Annotated in this window: 19 protein-coding genes; 10 read left to right on the forward strand and 9 right to left on the reverse strand. The window is 61.9% G+C overall.

What is annotated here, in order from left to right; genetic code table 11:
* From ACX2DJ_RS05640 to crcB, 6 genes are read right to left on the reverse strand one after another with little or no spacing between them, the layout of a single operon-like run.
* Positions 1–696, reverse strand: coding sequence for an ATP12 family chaperone protein (locus ACX2DJ_RS05640; protein ID WP_462571463.1), 696 nt, complete (start codon positions 694–696; stop codon positions 1–3).
* On the reverse strand, positions 693–911 hold the full coding sequence (locus tag ACX2DJ_RS05645) for a hypothetical protein (RefSeq protein WP_462571464.1): 219 nt from the start codon (positions 909–911) through the stop codon (positions 693–695). The genes ACX2DJ_RS05640 and ACX2DJ_RS05645 overlap by 4 nt, the downstream gene beginning before the upstream one ends.
* Positions 908–1,552 carry an HAD-IA family hydrolase gene (locus ACX2DJ_RS05650; RefSeq protein WP_462571465.1) on the reverse strand — a complete coding sequence of 215 codons (645 nt, stop codon included), beginning with the start codon at positions 1,550–1,552 and terminating at the stop codon, positions 908–910. Before ACX2DJ_RS05650 ends, ACX2DJ_RS05645 begins: the two co-directional genes overlap by 4 nt.
* Positions 1,549–2,148 carry an FMN-binding negative transcriptional regulator gene (locus ACX2DJ_RS05655; RefSeq protein ID WP_462571466.1) on the reverse strand — a complete coding sequence of 200 codons (600 nt, stop codon included), beginning with the start codon at positions 2,146–2,148 and terminating at the stop codon, positions 1,549–1,551. The genes ACX2DJ_RS05650 and ACX2DJ_RS05655 overlap by 4 nt, the downstream gene beginning before the upstream one ends.
* Positions 2,148–3,296, reverse strand: a complete 1,149-nt coding sequence (locus ACX2DJ_RS05660; protein WP_462571467.1) for an RluA family pseudouridine synthase — start codon at positions 3,294–3,296, stop codon at positions 2,148–2,150. The genes ACX2DJ_RS05655 and ACX2DJ_RS05660 overlap by 1 nt, the downstream gene beginning before the upstream one ends.
* Positions 3,293–3,721 (reverse strand): fluoride efflux transporter CrcB, encoded by a 429-nt coding sequence (gene crcB / locus ACX2DJ_RS05665; RefSeq protein WP_462571468.1) that lies wholly within the window; start codon positions 3,719–3,721, stop codon positions 3,293–3,295. The genes ACX2DJ_RS05660 and crcB overlap by 4 nt, the downstream gene beginning before the upstream one ends.
* Before the next feature lie 215 nt (positions 3,722–3,936).
* On the opposite strand from crcB, the gene rpsU reads away from it, so the two are divergent.
* From rpsU to ACX2DJ_RS05710, 9 genes are all read left to right on the forward strand, one after another.
* Positions 3,937–4,143, forward strand: a complete 207-nt coding sequence (gene rpsU / locus ACX2DJ_RS05670) for a 30S ribosomal protein S21 (protein WP_066772550.1) — start codon at positions 3,937–3,939, stop codon at positions 4,141–4,143.
* Between the two features lie 110 nt (positions 4,144–4,253).
* Positions 4,254–4,823, forward strand: coding sequence for an FKBP-type peptidyl-prolyl cis-trans isomerase (locus ACX2DJ_RS05675; RefSeq protein ID WP_462571469.1), 570 nt, complete (start codon positions 4,254–4,256; stop codon positions 4,821–4,823).
* 33 nt (positions 4,824–4,856) lie between these two features.
* Positions 4,857–6,560, forward strand: coding sequence for a DUF4153 domain-containing protein (locus tag ACX2DJ_RS05680; protein ID WP_462571470.1), 1,704 nt, complete (start codon positions 4,857–4,859; stop codon positions 6,558–6,560).
* A gap of 60 nt (positions 6,561–6,620) precedes the next feature.
* Positions 6,621–6,923 (forward strand): Asp-tRNA(Asn)/Glu-tRNA(Gln) amidotransferase subunit GatC, encoded by a 303-nt coding sequence (gene gatC / locus ACX2DJ_RS05685; RefSeq protein WP_462571472.1) that lies wholly within the window; start codon positions 6,621–6,623, stop codon positions 6,921–6,923.
* A gap of 118 nt (positions 6,924–7,041) precedes the next feature.
* On the forward strand, positions 7,042–8,526 hold the full coding sequence (gene gatA, locus ACX2DJ_RS05690; protein WP_462571473.1) for an Asp-tRNA(Asn)/Glu-tRNA(Gln) amidotransferase subunit GatA: 1,485 nt from the start codon (positions 7,042–7,044) through the stop codon (positions 8,524–8,526).
* Positions 8,523–8,786 (forward strand): hypothetical protein, encoded by a 264-nt coding sequence (locus ACX2DJ_RS05695; RefSeq protein WP_462571474.1) that lies wholly within the window; start codon positions 8,523–8,525, stop codon positions 8,784–8,786. The genes gatA and ACX2DJ_RS05695 overlap by 4 nt, the downstream gene beginning before the upstream one ends.
* 9 nt (positions 8,787–8,795) lie before the next feature.
* A complete protein-coding gene (locus ACX2DJ_RS05700; RefSeq protein WP_462571475.1) occupies positions 8,796–8,936 on the forward strand; it encodes a glutamyl-tRNA amidotransferase in 141 nt (46 codons plus the stop codon).
* Positions 8,937–9,038: 102 nt separating this feature from the next.
* On the forward strand, positions 9,039–10,535 hold the full coding sequence (gene gatB / locus ACX2DJ_RS05705; protein ID WP_462572559.1) for an Asp-tRNA(Asn)/Glu-tRNA(Gln) amidotransferase subunit GatB: 1,497 nt from the start codon (positions 9,039–9,041) through the stop codon (positions 10,533–10,535).
* 7 nt (positions 10,536–10,542) lie between these two features.
* A complete protein-coding gene (locus tag ACX2DJ_RS05710; protein ID WP_462571476.1) occupies positions 10,543–11,004 on the forward strand; it encodes a tRNA (cytidine(34)-2'-O)-methyltransferase in 462 nt (153 codons plus the stop codon).
* An 84-nt stretch (positions 11,005–11,088) separates the two neighbouring features.
* Here ACX2DJ_RS05710 and ACX2DJ_RS05715 read toward each other — a convergent pair whose 3' ends face one another.
* Together ACX2DJ_RS05715 and ACX2DJ_RS05720 are read right to left on the reverse strand one after the other, a co-directional pair.
* Positions 11,089–11,388, reverse strand: a complete 300-nt coding sequence (locus ACX2DJ_RS05715; protein WP_462571477.1) for a lipocalin/fatty acid-binding family protein — start codon at positions 11,386–11,388, stop codon at positions 11,089–11,091.
* 71 nt (positions 11,389–11,459) lie between these two features.
* Positions 11,460–13,679 carry an acylase gene (locus ACX2DJ_RS05720; RefSeq protein ID WP_462571478.1) on the reverse strand — a complete coding sequence of 740 codons (2,220 nt, stop codon included), beginning with the start codon at positions 13,677–13,679 and terminating at the stop codon, positions 11,460–11,462.
* 226 nt (positions 13,680–13,905) lie between these two features.
* Between ACX2DJ_RS05720 and clpB the strand changes: the two genes are divergently transcribed.
* Entirely contained in the window at positions 13,906–16,485 is a 2,580-nt protein-coding gene (gene clpB, locus ACX2DJ_RS05725; protein WP_462571479.1) for an ATP-dependent chaperone ClpB, read from the forward strand.
* A 195-nt stretch (positions 16,486–16,680) separates the two neighbouring features.
* Here the strand turns inward: clpB and ACX2DJ_RS05730 are convergent, their stop codons facing one another.
* Positions 16,681–18,720 (reverse strand): tetratricopeptide repeat-containing sulfotransferase family protein, encoded by a 2,040-nt coding sequence (locus ACX2DJ_RS05730; RefSeq protein ID WP_462571480.1) that lies wholly within the window; start codon positions 18,718–18,720, stop codon positions 16,681–16,683.

An 18,720-nucleotide genomic window follows, 5' to 3' on the forward strand; every position in this document is an offset into this window, starting at 1 on the left:
TCAGGCGCGCGCCAGGCGCGCAAATTCCGCCGCGGCGAGGAACGCTTCCTGCCGCTGGGCACGGCGCTCTTCAGCCTCGTGATCGCGCCCCCACAGATCGGCCTGCCACTCTTCCTCCAGGCTCGCCGCGCGCCACAGGCTGGCCGGATCGGCCCCGTCCTCCAGCGCCAGCAGCGCGATGCACAGCGATGCGGAGAGCGAGGCCATGGTCTGAAGCGCGGCCAGTGTGAAATGGTCATGGCTGGCCAGCCGTTGGCGCAGCCGCGCCAGCGTTTGGCCCGGCTGGGCGCGGTGAATGATCCCGCTGACGCGCGTAAAGCTGATCCCATCGCGCGATTCGATAGCCGCGAGCAGCGGTTCCCATACTTCCTGCTGGCGGGAAAACAGCGCTTCGTCAGGGTCGGCGCGATAGCACAACGTATCGCTCTCGGCGAAACGGAGCAGCGTGGCGATGCTTGCGGTGGGATCGGGCTGCACCAGGTCGATCGCGAAATCGGCCATGTCCCGCATCACGAAGCGTGCGGGATCGATTTCCTCACCCTGATCGGCCCATTCGCACGCCAGCGCCTCGGTCAGCGCGCGCGTGGGCACGACTTGTGGGCTGCCCATTATGGTCTTGATGCCGCGACCGTCCAGCCGGACCTGCCAGCCGTGATCGATATCGCCAACATCCACCGTGTCGTAAAAGCGCTTCATCGATCTCCACTGCGCCAGTTCTTGGCGAGCATCGGAGGCAGGAAGAAGAATTCGGCCGTGCCGATGATCGCCAGCACCCATCCGACCGGCGCGGGCAGGGCGATTGTTCCGCTCGCAATGGCAATCCCCAACAGCACCAGCGCCAGCCCGCCCAGCCGCGCGAGGTTGAGCAGCATGAAGCGCCGCTTCGCCTGCGTTTCATCCGCCTGGTTCACAAAAGCGCCTCCAGATCCGCCGGGTGCTCGGCGATATTCTCTGCGCCGGCCTCGCGCAATTCCTCTGGCGTGTGATAGCCCCAGGCCACGCCCAGCGCCCGCACGCCGGCATCGCGCGCCATTACAATGTCGAAACTGGTATCGCCGATCATCACCGCCGCTTCGGGCACCACGCCAGCCTCAAGCAGGGCAGCGTCGAGCATATCGGTATGCGGCTTGGAAGGGTGCCGGTCGGATGTCTGGAGCGATGAGAACAGGCCGGTGAGCCCGTGCTGCGCAAGGCAGGCCTGGAGCCCGCGTTCGCTCTTGCCGGTGGCCACGGCCAGCATCCAGCCCGAATCGGCCAGGCGGTGCAGCAGTTCGCGGATCCCGTCATACAGCGGCTCGTGGATCATTCCCTCCTGCCGGCGTGCGAAGAAACCTTGCTTGTAGGCCTGCACCAGATGCGCATTGAGCGCGTCGTCCAGATCAGGGGCTAGCCTGCGGATCGCGACTGGCAGGCTGAGGCCGACCGAGCGGCGTACTTCGTTGCGGTCGGGCGCGGGCAGGCCAGCTTCGATAAAGGCCTGCTCCATCGTGTCGCAGACATGCGCCTGCCCGTCGACCAGCGTGCCGTCGCAATCGAACACGGCGAGCTTCATTGCTGCACCTCGCGCATCATGGCGGCAAGTGCTTGGTTGCCGGTGGCGGCAAGCTGCGCGGCAATCCGTTCGCGTTCGGGGACGCTCTTCTTCTGCGAAAGCTTGAGTGTGGGGCGCCATTGCTCGATGGCGAGCTCGAAGCCGACGATCGCTGTGGCGAGCTTGTCCCACAACGGCTGCGTGGTTTCATCGGCGGACCACTGGTCGCCGCCGAGCCGGGTCTCATGTTCGGTGATCGAGCGGTAGAGCAGCTCTTCCAGCTCTTCGTAGGCCAGCTGCCTGCTAGTGCCCTCCATCTCGATGGCGACGTAATCCCATGTCGGCACCGTGGCGCGGTCATCATACCAGCGCGGGCTGATGTAGCCGTCCGGCCCGTTGACCACCACCAGTGTTTTTGCTCCGTCAAGATGCCGGGCGAGGGCGTTGCCACGCGCGAGATGGAAGCGCAGCGTGCCGGATTCGGTCCGCAGCAACGGCGCATGGGCAACGCGCGGCCCGTCGGGAGTGGTCAGGAACACCATGCCGAAACCGATCCGGTCAACCAGCGCAGCGAGCCATTCCTTGTCGTCGCTTCGGAACAGTGGGTTCGGGTGCATCAGTGCTTACCCCTGGGCTTTGCGCCCTTGTCGCCCAGCTTTTTCCGTGGCGCGGCAGCCCCGCGTTCGCGGCGGGGGGAACGCTGCGCCTTGCGATATTGCTTGGCATGGGCGCGGGCGGCCTGCTTCTTCTCGGCGCGGGTCTTTTCCGTGATGTCCGCGCGCAGCGAGGCGGCATCGCTTAGCCGTTGATCGAAGCCGAGCTGTTCCATGCTTGCAGCGAAATGTTCAGGCAGATCGGCGGTAACGTCGAGCGTCCCCCCACCGGGCTCGCCGATCACCAGCCGCCGCGCGTGCAGGTGCATCTTGCGGCTGATGCTGCCGGTGAGGAAGGCCTCCTGCCCGCCGTATTTGCCATCGCCCACGATCGGATGGCCGATCGCCTCCAGATGCACGCGCAGCTGGTGGGTGCGCCCGGTCAGCGGTTCCAGCTCGACCCACGCAGCGCGCTTGCCCGCGGTGTCGACCACGCGGTAGCGGGTCTTGGCCGTTTGGCCGTTTTCCTGGTCGACATGCATCTTCTCGCCGCCGGTGCCCGGCTGCTTGGCCAGCGGCGCATCGATCGTGCCTTCCTTCACATCGGGCACACCAACCACCAGCGCCCAGTAAATCTTGCGCGCGCTGCGGCCAGAAAAGCGCTTGGAGAAACTCGCTGCACTGCCTGGCGTGCGCGCGATCAGCAGGACGCCGGATGTATCCTTGTCGAGCCGGTGGACGAGGCGGGGTCGAGGGGCATCCCCCTCAACGAAGGCATCGAGCAGCCCGTCGACATGCTTGTGGGTCTTGCTGCCGCCCTGGGTTGCAAGGCCCGGCGGCTTGTTGAGCACGATCGCGCTCTTCGTTTCCGCGATCACCATCGCCGTTGCCTCGGCGATCTCCTCGGGTGACAATTCGCGCTTTGGCCTGGGCTTGCGGCCGGTTTCCTCGCCGCCCGGCGGAACGCGCAGCACTTGCCCGGCGCTGAGCCGGTCATCGGGCTTGACCCTTTTGCCATCGACGCGCAGCTGCCCGGTACGCGCCCATTTCGATACCGTGCCAAAGCCGATCTGCGGCAAATTGCGCTTGAACCAGCGATCAAGCCGCACGCCGTCGTCATCGGCCTCGACGGTAAACTGGCGGACTTCGGCCGAGGTGCCTTGCTCGCTCATCCCGCCACCCGCATCACGATAAGGCCGAGATACAGCCCGACGAGCCCAGCCAGCACCGAAACGCCGGCATAGGTGAGGGCGGTTGCAGACTGTCCGCGTTCGATGAGCAGCATCAGCTCGAGGCTGAAGGCGCTGAAAGTGGTGAACCCGCCCAGCAGGCCCACGCCCAGTAACAGCCGCATCTGCTCGCTGCTCATCAAGCTGCCACTGGCATTGCCGTGCCGCGCCAGCCACCCGGCGAGCAGGCCCATTGCCATGCTGCCGATCACATTGGCCGCCAGCGTAGCCCAGGGAAAGGCGGTGATGACGTTATGGCCGAGACAATAGGTCATCCCGCGCCCCAGCTGGTAGCGCAGCAGGGCACCGATTCCGCCGCCGATGGCAACGTTGAGGCTGGCGCTAAGTGGAGAGAGGCTTGCAGACATTGCGGCCCTCCTTAACGGGCCTTGCGCGCGCTGCATAGCGGGGCTTTTTCTGCGCTGGGCATCCGGCAAAGCCTTGCCAAAAGCGAATGATTTGGCTAGTGCGCGCCTCGATAGAGCCGACCGCCGTGCGGATTCGGCAGTTTTTCGTTGAATTTCAAGTGGGGCAACCCGCGCGCATGCGGGCTTTGTTTCATTGCTGTGAGGTGTAGGAATTTATGCAAATCATCGTTCGCGATAACAATGTCGACCAGGCCCTGCGCGCGCTCAAGAAGAAGCTGCAGCGCGAGGGGGTGTATCGCGAAATGAAACTGCGCCGCCACTATGAAAAGCCAAGCGAAAAGCGCGCCCGTGAAAAGGCCGCTGCCGTGCGCCGTGCACGCAAGCTTGAGCGCAAGCGGATGGAGCGCGACGGCGTCAAGTAAGCCGCGTGTTCAAGCTTTCACGCTTGAACAGATACATGCGATAAGCCATCAGGGCGCGGAAACCGATTCCGCGCCCTTTTGCATTCCGGCGCACAGACAGGACCCTATCCATGAGCGAAGTCACCCGCGTTCCCATCCAGCCGATCGAAAAAGGCTCGCTCACCAAGCTGTGGCTGGGGGTGATCGTCGCCATCCTGCTCGGCGCGGGGATCGCGTGGTCTGCAGCCCCGGCGGGAATAACGCTGAAAGAACTGGCGGCTGGCACGGGGGAGAGCCCGGCCGATGGCGATGTTGCCTTCGTCAAATACAAGGGCATGCTGGATGACGGCACGGTATTTGACCAGGCCGATTCGTCTCCCTTCCCTCCGGGCGTATTCCCTGACGGCATTCCCATGCTGATCCAGCCGGGCCAGATGGTGGAAGGCTTTTACCAGGGGCTCAAGCAGATGGAAAAGGGCGGCAAGTATCGCCTGAATATCCCGGCCAAGCTCGCCTATGGCGATGCACCCCCGCCACAATCGGAAATCCCGCCGGGCGCCGACCTGACATTCGAAGTCGAACTGGTCGATTTCATGAGCCAGGAAGATGCCGAACGACGTTTCATGATCATGCAGCAGATGATGCAGGGTCCCGGTGCTGGAAATGGCGAGCCGGGTGCGGAAGGCCCGCCGCAACCCTGATCCGCCTGCAAGGTCGCTGAAGGAGAGATCAGCATGACCGCGCATAGCGATAGCGAGAACGACAGCACGCTGCATGATTGGCCGCAGCGGCCCTGGGTGCTGGCGGCGCTGCTGGGCCTGGCCGCGCTGCTGGTCTATTTCGCGAGTGACGGGGGCGAGCATGTGCCATGGCGCATGGCGCTGGCGGCGGCCCTGGTTTTCGGCCCGCTCGCCCTTGCTTTCACGCTTGCGGAAGATCGCTGGAAGGCGCCGTTGGTGTTTTCAGGCGGCGTGGCACTGGTGATGGCCGGGATCGCCTGGCGCGCGACTGCGGCTGGCGATAGCTATGCTGATGAAGAATTCTGGATCGCTGCGGGCATTCTGGCGGTGACGCTTTCCGTGCCCTTGTTCCAGGCCGGTTTTCACCGGCTGCGCTGGCAGACCTCTTACAAGGCGACCCATTTCCACGTCTGGACCGATGCGATCAGCGCCGCCGGCGCCTTGGCCTTTGTTGGCCTGGCCTGGGCCTTGCTGCTGCTGCTCAGCGAGTTGTTCCGGGTCATCAAGATCGATCTGCTGCGCGATCTGATCGACGAGGGCTGGTTCGGCTGGCTGTTTTCCGGCGCGGCAGTTGGCGCGGCGTTGGGCGTGCTGCGCAACCAGCTCAAGATCATCGGCACCTTGCAGAATGTGGTGCTGCTGGTGCTGTCAATCCTGGCGGTGCCGCTGGCGGCGGCGCTGGTGGTGTTCCTTGGCGCAGTCGCGCTCTCCGGGCTCGACGTGCTGTGGGAAGCGACCAAGAGCGCTACTCCCTTGCTGCTGGCGATTGCGGTGGGCTGCTTCGTGCTCACCAATGCAGTGGTGCGCGACGAGGACGAGCAGGCCAGCAATTCGCGCATCTTGCGCATTGCGGGCTTCGTGCTGGCGCTCGGCATATTGCCGCTGGCAGTGATGGCGGCAATTTCGATGGGCACACGCATTGGCCAGCACGGACTCAGCCCTGAACGGCTGTGGGCGCTTGTCGCGATTGCTGTCGCGGTAGCCTATGGCGTGGGTTATTTCGTCTCCGCCATTCGCGGGCGGCGAGAGGGCTGGCGCGATCTGCTGCGGCAGGCCAACCTGCATCTGGCAGTGCTGACCTGCGTGATCGCTTTCATCCTCGCGCTGCCGATCTTCAATTTCGGGGCGATTTCGGCCAGCAACCAGCTCGCGCGGCTCGAATCGGGCGACGTGAGTGCACAGGATTTCGATTATGCCGCGCTGCGCTGGGATTTTGGCGACGCCGGGCGAACGGCGCTGGCCAAGCTGGCCAAAAGCGAGAATTCCGAGATCGCCAGGCTCGCGGTTGATGCGCAGACTATGAAAGAGCGTCCGTACAGCTGGATCGACACGAGGGAGCAGCGTGAAAAAGCGCAGAACATGCCGATTGAAGTGAGCGATGAGGCGATCGAGCAGGCCGTGCGCGACTATATCCGCCGCGGGGATTATTACTGCAACGGTGAATGCCGTGCGGTCGAAATCGGAGAGATCGATGGCAAGCCGATCATTGCGTTGATTTCGAAATTCGACGCGCGGATCCTCGTTTATGACCGCGAGGCCGGTGAACTGGCGCAATATTGGCAGCAGAAGGGGCAGCTGGTGCCTGTGACTGCCACCGAAGTAAACGAGTTCGATCTCGAGGGTCCAGTCGAATTGCGCCGCTACGAGGGTCGCCAGCTCTATGTTAATGGCGAACCGGTGGGCCAACCCTTCAAATAAGGCGCGCGCTACATCAACTCGCGCTTGAAGGGCGGTCCGCGCGCGGCTAACGCGCAAGCCATGTCCGTAGATAAAGCAATTGTGGCCAAGATTGCATCTTTGGCCCGCATCAAGATGGGTGACGAAGAGCTTGAGCGCATGGTGCCCGAGCTCAACGGCATTCTCACCTGGGTTGAGCAGCTCGGCGAGGTCGATGTGACCGGGGTTGAGCCGATGACCGCAGTGATCCCCAATCACCTGCGCCTGCGCGACGATGTGATCGATGCCGATCCGCTGACCGGCGGGGGCAAGCGCGACGATGTGCTGGCCAATGCGCCCGCGCCGGAGCATGGCTTTTTCGGCGTGCCCAAGGTGATCGAGTGATGGTCCAGTATTCAATCGTCATCCCGGACAGCGGGACGAACTCGCTTCGGACCGCGCGTGATCCGGGAACCACAATCAAAGGGAATATGGATTCCCGCCTTCGCGGGAATGACGAAGTATGAGTAGCGAGATTACCTCTCTTGGCGTCAAGGCCATTCGCGACGGGGTTGCCAAGGGCGATTTCACCGCACGCGAAGTGGCGGAAAGCTTCAACTCTGCTGTGGCCGAAGCTGCCGCGCTCAACGCCTTTATCGTCACCACGCCCGATCATGCACTGGCGGCGGCGGACAAGGCCGATGCCGCGCGCGCCGCAGGCCAGCCGCTGGGCAAGATGGCGGGCGTGCCGATCGGCATGAAGGACCTGTTCGCCACCCGCGGCGTGCAGACCACCGCAGCGAGCCACATCCTTGAAGGGTTCAAGCCCGAATATGAAAGCACCGTCTCGCAGAATTTGTGGGATGCGGGCGCGGGCATGCTGGGTAAGCTCAACCTTGACCAGTTCGCCATGGGCTCCTCGAACGAGACCTCCTATTTCGGCAATGTTTCCTCACCCTGGCGCAAGGCGGGCAGCAATGCCGCAATGAGCCCGGGCGGTTCCTCGGGTGGCTCGTCCGCAGCCGTTTCGTCGCGGATCGCCCCTGCGGCCACCGGCACCGACACCGGCGGCTCGATTCGCCAGCCCGCTGCCTTCACCGGCATTTGCGGGATCAAGCCCACCTATGGCCGTTGCAGCCGCTGGGGCGTCGTCGCCTTTGCCAGCAGCCTCGATCAGGCCGGGCCGATGGCGCGCAGCGTCGAGGATTGCGCGATCATGCTCGAGGCGATGGCGGGCTTCGATCCCAAGGATGCGACCAGCCTGGACCTGCCGGTGCCCGCATGGGAAGCCGGACTCAATGCCGATCTCAGGGGCAAGAAAGTGGGCATTCCGCGCGAATACCGCATGGACGGCACCGACGAGGCGATCCTGAAAAGCTGGGACCAGGGCAAGGAATGGCTGCGCGATGCGGGGGCGGAGATCGTCGACATCAGCCTGCCGCACACGAAGTACGCACTGCCCGCCTATTACATCATTGCCCCCGCCGAAGCCTCCAGCAACCTCGCGCGCTATGACGGGGTGCGTTACGGCCTGCGCGAACTTCCCGAAGGCGCCGGCCTGCAGGACATGTATGCCGCCACCCGCGCTGCCGGCTTTGGTGACGAGGTCAAGCGCCGCATCCTCATCGGCACCTATGTGCTTTCGGCAGGCTTCTATGACGCCTATTACAACCAGGCGCAGAAGGTGCGGGCGCTGGTCGCGCGCGATTTCGAGCGGGCCTGGGCGGAATGCGACGTGATCCTGGCGCCGACCACGCCGACGGCTTCCTTCCCGCTGAACTCGCTCAATGACGATCCGCTGACGATGTATTTGAACGATGTGTTTGCGGTGCCTGCTTCGCTCGCGGGGCTTCCGGCGATGAGCGTTCCCGCCATGCTGACCGATGACGGGCTGCCGCTGGGCTTGCAGATCGTGGGCAAGCCGTTTGACGAGCAGGGCGTGCTCAATGCGGGCCTCGCGATTCAGCAGCGCGCGGGCTTCAGCGCGAAGCCGGAGAAGTGGTGGTGAGTGCTATAGAACTCATTGTAATAGCTGGTTTTTTGGGCGTTCTGTTCGGCTTGGATGGGATCCAAAAAACATTACGAAAGAACAATGAATCTGACAACTCCGACGCTGTTGAAGCGATTCGTGAGGAACTTAATTGGATACGCAAATCACTTGAGAGAATTGAGGAGCACACTGGGCGTGTGGCAGAGCCGCTTTACGATCAGGATAAATTTGAGCGGGAACATTTGATTGGCAAATATGACCCTGACAACTTACGCTAAGTTTGAATAATGCTCTACGCCGTCATCTTCCTGATCTGCTTCGTGCTGCTGGGGCTGTTGACCTTGTGGCTGAGCAAGAATGTCGAGCATGGCGAAGCAAGGTTCGGGCCTGATGGCAAAGTGATCGAGGATGATAAAAGCGAGGGCTGACGGACCTTTAATCGTCATCCCGGCGCAGGCCGGGATCCAGAATGGCAAAGCGCGACCGTCGGAACTGGATTCCGGCCTTCGCCGGAATGACGAGATAACATGATGACCAACTATCGCATCCAGGGCGCAACCGGCGAATGGGAGGTCGTGATCGGCCTTGAGGTCCATGCGCAGGTGACATCGCACTCCAAGCTGTTCAGCGGGGCCTCGACCGAATTCGGGGCGGAGCCGAACAGCCAGGTGAGCCTGGTCGATGCGGCCATGCCCGGCATGCTGCCCGTTCCCAACCGCGAGTGCATCCGCCAGGCGGTGCGCACCGGCATGGCGATCGAGGCGCAGATCAACAAGTGGAGCCGGTTCGACCGCAAGAACTACTTCTATGCCGATCTGCCGCAGGGCTACCAGATCAGCCAGCTCTATCACCCGCTGGTGGGCGAAGGGCAGCTGCTGATCGAGGCGGACGAGAAGGCGGGGATCGCCACTGACAAGGTGATCGGGATCGAGCGTATCCATGTGGAGCAGGATGCGGGCAAGCTGATGCACGATCAGCACCCGACCATGTCTTACGTCGATCTCAATCGCTGCGGCGTGGCGCTGATGGAAATCGTCTCCAAGCCCGACATGCGCAGCCCCGCCGAAGCAGGCGCCTATGTGCGCAAGCTGCGTTCGATCCTGCGCTATGTCGGTTCGTGCGACGGCAATATGGAAGAAGGCTCGATGCGCGCCGATGTTAACGTCAGCGTGCGCCGCCCGGGCGAAGAATTCGGCACGCGGACCGAGACGAAGAACGTCAACTCGGTGCGTTTCGTGATGCAGGTGATCGAATATGAGGCGAACCGCCAGGTCGATTTGATCGAGAGCGGCGGCAAGGTGGAACAGGAAACCCGCCTGTTCGACGTCGCGAGCGGCACCACGCGGACCATGCGCAGCAAGGAAGACGCGCATGATTACCGCTATTTCCCCGATCCGGACCTGCTGCCGCTCGAACTCGAGGAGGGTTTTCTTGAGGAATGCCGTGCCTCGCTGCCTGAACTGCCCGATGCCAAGCGCCGCCGCTATGTCAACGAACTGGGGCTTACCCCCTATAATGCGCATGAGCTCACCGCCGAAGTTGAAACGTTTGCCCGCTTCGAAACGCTGTTGGCAGCCACTGCACAGGCAATTGGCAAGTCCGAAGCCGATGTCGCCACTCAGGTCGCCAATTGGGCGCTCTCGGTCGCGCCGGGCGTGATCAATGCGCTGGGCGACGAGGCTGATCTGGCCCATGCTACCGCCGCGCGCCAGGCCGAAATCCTCAAGCTGCAGGATGCGGGCGAGATTTCGGGCGGCCAGGCCAAGGAAATCTTCGAGATCGTGCTAAGGGAAGGGCGCGATCCGGCCGAAATCGCCGATACCGAAGGCCTGAAGCAGGTCAGCGATACCGGCGCGATCGAAGCCGCGATTGACGGCATCATCGCCGCCAACATGGACAAGGTCGAGGAATACCGATCGGGCAAGGACAAGCTGTTCGGCTTCTTCGTCGGCCAGACGATGAAGGCGATGCAGGGCAAGGCCAATCCGGGCGTCGTCAACCAGATCCTGAAGGACAAGCTCGGCTGATCCAGCCGTGACCTCCATCGTCCTGATCCAGCCGGAAATCCCCGGCAACACCGGGGCAATCGGGCGCACATGCGTGGCGCTGGATATGGAGCTGGTGCTGATCCACCCGCTCGGTTTCGATATTTCGGACAAGCGGGTGAAGCGTTCGGGCCTCGATTACTGGCCGCACATAAGGCTGGTGGAGTTCGCCAGCTGGGATGCGTTCATCGCGGAACGAAAGCCACGCGAAAACCAGCTGTTCCTGTTCGAGGAATATGCCCCGCGCACATTCTACGAACCCGAATATCCGGCGGACGCCTATCTGGTGTTCGGGCGCGAGACCAAGGGCATCCCGCCAGAGATCGTGGAGGTACACCGCGCGCAGATGGTGAGCCTGCCAATGCGCTCTGACAAGGTGCGCTCGCTCAATTTGGCCAATACTGTGGCGGCGGCGGCCTATCAGGCGCTGCGCAATCATTTACCCCATTAGGAACAGGGCGGGCCGGACCCGGATACGAAAAGCCGCCGGAGCGCTAACCCCGGCGGCCTTTGCTTGCTCCGAATATGATCGAGTTTAAGCGCGCGTGCCCGTGAGGGGCATCGCGCCGAATGCGCCGGCATTGACGCTGCCGGTCAGCGCATCGCCATCGATCGTTGCGGTGCAGTCAAGCGTCATCGGCATGGGTACCACCATCTGCATCTTCCAGGAGATGGTGTTGCCATCGACCGTGCCATTCTCAATGTCCATGCTGCCCATTGCGCCGGCCATATTGCCGCTGAAAGTGCCATCGCCATTGTCATTGACGGTCAGCGTTCCGCTCTGGTCGCCCATCGGGCTTTTGACGGTGGTATTGTAAGTTCCGGCTACGGACATGGGGTTCTCCTATAAACTGGTTGCCCGGCAAACGCCTCCGGGCGGGGCATATGATATTGTTTACACGCGTGTCAGTTGGACTCAACCACATATCGCTGTTTGGCATTGGCCAGCGCGTCCTCGCGCCAGAAATGCACCGGTTTGAGCTTGTGCTGCACGAATAGTTCCATCTGGTCGGTGTGGTGCGGGCTGCCGGGCCGCGAGATCGCCGCGCCAAACGGCTGGACCGATTGTGAACGCACACGCTCGCCGGATCGCCATTCGACCCACTGGATGAAGCTGTCGCCATGGACCAGCCTCAACCGCCCGTCATCATCCACCTGCCAGGTGGTGGAGGCTCGCAAAGTGTCCGAACCCCCATCCAGCGGCAGATCGACTTTCCCCTGCCGCAGCCTGAGCAATTCGCCCATCGGCGGATCGATCCGGCCAAAATGCGTATTCAGATGGTCGACCTTGTCGCGCAGGTGCTGCTTCACGTCAGGGTAGGGCTTGTTCTGGTATTCGGCCGACATGAAATCCTTGATCATCAGCAGGGCCAGGCTGTCAGCCGCGCCTTGCCCGTCTGCATTGAAGTCCCATCCCAGCAGCAGGTCGCGCGCCTTCGCCAGCCCGGCATCACCTGACAGGTCGAGCTGTTCCAGCGCGTCCCACAATTCGGCGACATAGCCCTCGCGCTCATAGACGGTGTCATATTTGATCCGCCGCAGGGCTTCGCGGTCAAGCGTGCCTGCTTCGCTCAGCAATTTCCATGCCCGGCGCGAACGGTTGGTCTGCTTGAGTTCAACCCCCAGCACAGGCGAGACATCCGCCGGATCAAGATCGTCCGCCTCGCCCGCGGCTGTATAGGGCTCGTTGTTCGAATTGTAGAGCCAGCCGGAGGACGGATTGATCAGCTTGGGAATCTCGGCATAGTCGACCGCGCCAGGCCAGATCAGATCGCTGCGGTCGCCGGGCAGGATGCCGCGCCAGTTGGCCTCTACATCCCTGGGCCGGTCAGGGATCGCGGCGTTATAGACATAGGCGATGTTGCCATCCTTGTCGGCATAGATGAAGTTGGTGCTGGGGATTGCCATCCGTGCGATTTGCGCCTGCCACTCCTCCAGGCTGGTTGCCTTGTTGAGCCGGTAATAGGCGTCAAGCTGGTCAATCCGGTCAATCCCGCCGTACCGGACTGCATAAACCCCGGTGTGGTTGAAGATCACCGGGCCGTGGACGCTGCGATGCACCGTGCGGCGGATCGGCAGCACAATCGGGCCGAACTTGACCGGCAAGGTTACCGTTTCGCTTTCCAGCTCGCGCCATTCGCCGTCGAGCCTGTAGCGCGTGCCGCTCTCGTCCATTTCCAGCTTGTAGATATCAACCATATCGGGCCGGTTGACGGTGTTGGTCCAGCCAAGATGTTCGTTATGGCCCAGAAACGGGAAGGGTGAACCGGGGAAATTCGCGCCCGCATAATGCCAGCCTTCCTCGCTCTCGACCACGAGTTCGTACCAGGCGACACCGCCACGCAGCGGCTGGTGACTGTTCGAAATCAGCGTGGTTGGCCCGCCCGATTTCTCAGGTGCGACGGCAAAGGCGTTGGAGCCTGACAGCGCCGCCTCCTTGCCCCAGGGCAGCGGGAATGCGGCGGCTGTTTGCTGTGCCTCGCCATCCATGATCGCTGGCGCGTCAGGTGTGCTGTCGCCGCGCGGAAAGCCGGGAATGTCCGGCCCGAATTCACGCCGCAAAGGGCCACCGCTCACCAAGGGTTCGATCACATTGCCCAACCCGAAGAAGAACGGCTGGCGCAGCGCGAAACCGGCGGCAATGTCTTCACCGTTCACGGGGAACAGATTGGCCAGTTTCAGTTCGCCCGGATGCGCGCGCGCATATTGGTTGAGGCCAGCGGCATAGGCTTCGAACAGCGCGCGGGTATCTGCGGGCAGGCTGCCATAATGGCGCTGCGCGGTGCCGCGCGCATCGAGCAGGTGGTAGGCATAGTCAATCGCTGCGCCATCTTCGCCCGCGATCGCGCCATAGCGCCCGCGCGCCATCGCTACGACATCCTGCAATGTAGAGAAATCGTCCTCTGCCTGGGCCACGGCTACGCCAAAGGCGACGTCTGCATCGGTTTTGCCGTAGATATGAGGCACACCATATTGGTCGCGGATGATTTCGGCGCGGTATTGGCGGCCTGTGTCCGGTGCTTCGCCCCGCTGCGCGAAGAACGGTTCCCAGCTTGCCAGGACGACAAAAGTCACAACCAGCAGGACAAGCAGCGCCCAGCCGCCACGCGCGATCCATCTCCGCATTCGCTCTCTCCTTGGCTGCCATCTCTAGCCGCTCTGGTGATGCGGGTGAAGCTGTTGATTTCCCGGTGAGATGCAAAAATTTGCGCGTGGCCCCTTACTCGCAATCGAAGTGGTCCTATATTTGAATAATACACCCGCGAAGAATTCCGACACGGGTACTTGTGTTGCTATAATGCAACACTACATCAATAGGGTCTTGAAATGAGGGCCAAGGGGTAATCCGCTCATGAACCTGGAAAAATTCACTGATCGCGCCAAGGGCTTCCTCCAGAGCGCGCAGACCGTTGCCATCCGCATGAATCATCAGCGGATCACGCCGACGCACCTGCTGAAGGCGCTGCTGGAAGATAATGAGGGCATGGCCGCCGGGCTGATCCAGCGTGCGGGCGGCAATCCCGGTGTCGCGATTACCGAGATCGATACCGAATTGGGCAAGATCCCGGCGGTTTCGGGCGGCGGAGCACAGGCTACGCCCGGGCTCGACAATGATGCGGTGCGCGTGCTCGACCAGGCTGAGCAGATCGCGGAAAAGTCAGGCGACAGCTATGTCACGGTAGAGCGGCTGCTGGTCGCGCTGGCGCTGGCAAGCACCACCAAGGCGGGGCAGGCGCTCAAGGCGGCCGGGATCGACCCCAAGGTGCTTGAGGCGGCTATTTCCGAACTGCGCAAGGGCAAGACGGCGGACAGCGCCAATGCCGAAAGCGCCTATGATGCGATGAAGAAATTCGCCCGCGACCTGACCCAGGCAGCGCGCGACGGCAAGCTCGACCCGGTGATCGGCCGCGACGAGGAAATCCGCCGCACGATCCAGATCCTTGCCCGCCGCACCAAGAACAATCCGGCGCTGATCGGCGAACCCGGCACCGGCAAGACCGCGATCGCCGAGGGCCTGGCGCTGCGCATTGCCAATGGCGATGTGCCTGACAGCCTGAAAGGGCGCACGCTGATGAGCCTCGACATGGGTTCGCTGATCGCGGGCGCAAAGTATCGCGGCGAATTCGAGGAACGGCTCAAGACCGTGCTCGACGAGGTAAAGGGCTCTGACGGGCAGATTATCCTGTTCATTGACGAGATGCACACGCTGATCGGGGCGGGCGCCAGCGAGGGATCGATGGACGCCTCGAACCTGCTCAAGCCTGCGCTGAGCCGCGGAGAGCTGCACTGTATCGGTGCAACCACGCTCGACGAATACCAGAAATATGTCGAGAAGGATCCCGCGTTGCAGCGGCGTTTCCAGCCCGTTTATATCGACGAGCCGAGCGTGGAGGACACGATCAGCATCCTGCGCGGGCTCAAGGAAAAATACGAGCTGCACCACGGGGTGAACATCACCGACAGCGCGCTGGTTGCGGCCGCGCAGCTTTCCAACCGTTATATCCAGAACCGCTTCCTGCCTGACAAGGCGATCGACCTGATGGACGAGGCCGCCAGCCGCATCCGCATGGAAGTGGAATCGAAGCCCGAAGAGATCGAGAACCTCGACCGCCGCATCATCCAGCTCAAGATCGAGGAATCGGCGCTGGCCAAGGAAAGCGATGACGCCTCGAAAGAGCGCCTGAAGGCGCTGCGCGAGGAGCTGGCAGGCCTGGAAGAGCAATCGGCAGCGCTGACCACCCGTTGGCAGAACGAGCGCGACAAGATCCACGCCGAAAGCCGGATCAAGGAGCAGCTTGATGCCGCCCGGCTGGAACTGGAACAGGCGCAGCGCGAAGGCGACCTCGCCCGGGCGGGCGAGCTTTCCTATGGCAAGATTCCCGAGCTGGAGAACCAACTTGAAGGCGCGCGCGCCCAGTCCGAAAACGCCCTTCTGCGCGAGGAAGTGACCGAGGAAGATATTGCCACGGTCGTGAGCAAATGGACCGGCATCCCGGTCGACAAGATGATGGAGGGTGAGCGCGACAAGCTGCTGCAGATGGAGCAGCTTCTGGGCAAGCGCGTGATCGGGCAGGATCAGGCGATCACAGCCGTTTCAAAGGCCGTGCGCCGCGCACGTGCGGGCCTGCAGGATCCGGGCCGCCCGCTTGGCAGTTTCCTCTTTCTCGGCCCGACCGGGGTCGGCAAGACCGAGCTGACCAAGGCGCTGGCCGAATTCCTGTTCGATGACGACACCGCCATGGTGCGTATCGACATGAGCGAATTCATGGAGAAGCATGCGGTCGCCCGCCTGATCGGCGCGCCTCCGGGCTATGTCGGCTATGAAGAAGGCGGAGCGCTGACCGAGGCGGTGCGCCGCCGCCCCTATCAGGTGGTTCTGTTCGATGAGGTTGAGAAGGCGCACAGCGATGTGTTCAACGTGCTGCTGCAGGTGCTCGATGATGGCAGGCTCACGGATGGGCAGGGGCGTGTGGTCGATTTCTCCAACACGCTGATCATTCTCACTTCGAACCTTGGCAGTCAGTACCTCAGCCAGATGACCGATGATCAGAAGGTCACCGATGTCGAGCCGCAGGTGATGGACGTGGTGCGCGCGCACTTCCGCCCCGAATTCCTCAACCGGCTGGACGAGATCATCCTGTTCCACCGGCTGGGCCAGGAGCACATGGCGCCGATCGTGGAGATCCAGGTGGGGCGCGTGCAGAAACTGCTCAAGGATCGCAAGATCACGCTCGAGCTGACCGATGCGGCGCTGCGCTGGCTGGGGCGGGTTGGTTACGATCCGGTCTATGGCGCGCGGCCGCTGAAGCGCGCGGTGCAGCGCTATCTGCAGGATCCGCTGGCGGAAATGCTGCTGGAAGGCAAAGTGCCCGACGGGAGCAAGGTGACCATCGACGAAGGTGACGGTCAGCTGGAGATGTTGGTGGGGTGATCTGCCGCAAGAGGGTGCTCCGGCCCACGCTATCGGCATGATTCGTCGTCCAACAAACAAGGGCCCTGGTTTCCCGGGGCCCTTTCTGTTCGAGGCTCCAGTTGCCTTACTGGGTGGATAATTGAATTCGATGCCTCGGAATTGTGCCGACCCAAATTACTGCTTGCCGTATTCGGTCGAATGAATGACCTTGAGTTAATCGACCCCGGCTTCGGTGCGCGGATCGCCATAGCCGAATTTTTTAGCCCATGGTGCAAGTCGGCTGAAAACGGGCTCCAGATGGGCGCGATATCGCAGCCAGCGCCCTGAGGCCCGCCGATAGATCGGTTCGGTAACCTGCGAATAACTGGCTGTAGTTATCAGGCCGCGAGATTTTGCGGTTGCAGTGTGATCGAGCAGGCCGTCGTCCCACTCCAGCTCCAGCCATTCGATAAGAGGCCTCACCTCACTGGCAACGTTTTCGACCAGTCTTTCGTAGATAATCGTATGCACATTGGCGGCGAACAGGCCGCGTGACGTTTCCCAATGCTTGAAGCACAGGTCGTAAAAATCCGCCGCGTCTTCCAACCTCAGGAAATTGGCCATGGCAGAATTGAGCCGAAAATTGCTCATGAAACAGCTAAGCACGACGTCACAAGGATGACGTAGCGCAAGGATAATTCTCGCATCGGGAAAGATGCGCTTGATCAGGGGTAACCGATAGAGGAACAGCGGAGACTTATCGATCAGCAGCTGGCCTGGAACGAGCGGCTGGATCTTGTCGACCTCAGCAAAATACCGATCCCGAGCGCTGCTTATCGCTTCACGGTCGAGGCCGGGGATAGCCTTCATTCCGCCAAGCTCTTCCTCGACAAGGTTGAGCGGAGGTTGTTCTTCCATCACTACCGTATCGGGATGGCCCATCAGGATGGTATCGAGCAAGGTCGTGCCTGATCGGGGGAAGCCAACCAGGAATACTGGGTCAGGACGTGGATCAGATATTTCGACGTCGATCCAATTGTCGCGCCATTGCGGCGTCAGCGATGCAATTTCCTGCCTCAGCTGGTCTCGCAATTGTTTCGCGCGATCGAGTGGCTCGGTCGGGTTGTCCTGCAACAGCGAGTTGGCGCGGCTGTATTCGGCGAAGGCTTGATCGGTGCGTTTGAGGCGTTCAAGCACGGTAGCTCGCGCATGGACCGTGCGAATGGGTTCGACATCAGCTGGAACGGCATCAAGTTTGGCCAGGGCCTCTTCAAATTTTCCTAATCGGCGCAATTCCAAGGCTTCGATAAACGACAGTGGCTCTGGCGCAATAGCGTTGCCACGCGCCAGTTCGATCAGGGGGCCGAATTGATCTTCGCGGTTGGTGTGTTCGAACTGGATGGCGAGGCCCAGATAGGCGTCGAGTTCGGACGGATCGAGCTCGATCGTCCGGCGATAGGCGTGCTCGGAATCTTCCGTCCGGCGCAGGACGCCATATTCGATACCCAGCTTGAGCTGTAAATCGGCCGCCTCGGGGTCGCGCCTGGCCGCCTCGACCAAGGCTTCAACTGCTTCGTCCTGTCTTTGTGCGGACTTGTAATGGACATAGAGCTGAAAGGGTGCACGTGAGTCGTTGGGAAAATCCTCACTGGCCTTGACGAGTTCGGCTTCCGCTTCATCAATCTTTCCAAGCGCTTGAAGCGTGGTTGCCAGGTTAAGGCGGGTCGGTGCAACATTGGGATCAAGCTGAATTGCGCGGCGCAGTGCGTCCAGGGCACCCTCATCGTCAGCCAGTCCGGAACGGGCGTTACCAAGATTGTTCCAGCACTCGAAATCGTCCGGGTTCCGGTCAAGTATCAGCTCATAGGCCTCGATTGCTGCATCATATTGCTCAAGTTTCTGGGCGATGAATCCCCGGTAGCGAGCGACGCGCAGCGATTGATCTGACTTGGCCAGGTCCTTGCTGGCAATTGCCAACGCTTCGGCATCCCGCTCCTGATCGATCAACAGTGAAATGAGGTTGCACGCGATCGTTACATCGTCCGGCTTGAGTCTGTGTGCCTGCTCGAGGTGGGTGGTTGCAGCTGCATCATCACCCAATCGGGCACAAACCATGCCGAGAAAGGCATGGAAGGCGGATACTTCGCCAGCCCCACTCTCAACTGCGTCTTCAGCGATGGTTCTGGCGCGTGCCAGATCGCCGCTGCGCGCCGCCGCGACCGCCCGGTTCAACGGTGAGCTGTCGTTGGTGGTTGTAGGTGACAGTTCGGCCAT

It is taken from the genome of Altererythrobacter chaiwopuensis (assembly GCF_054957755.1).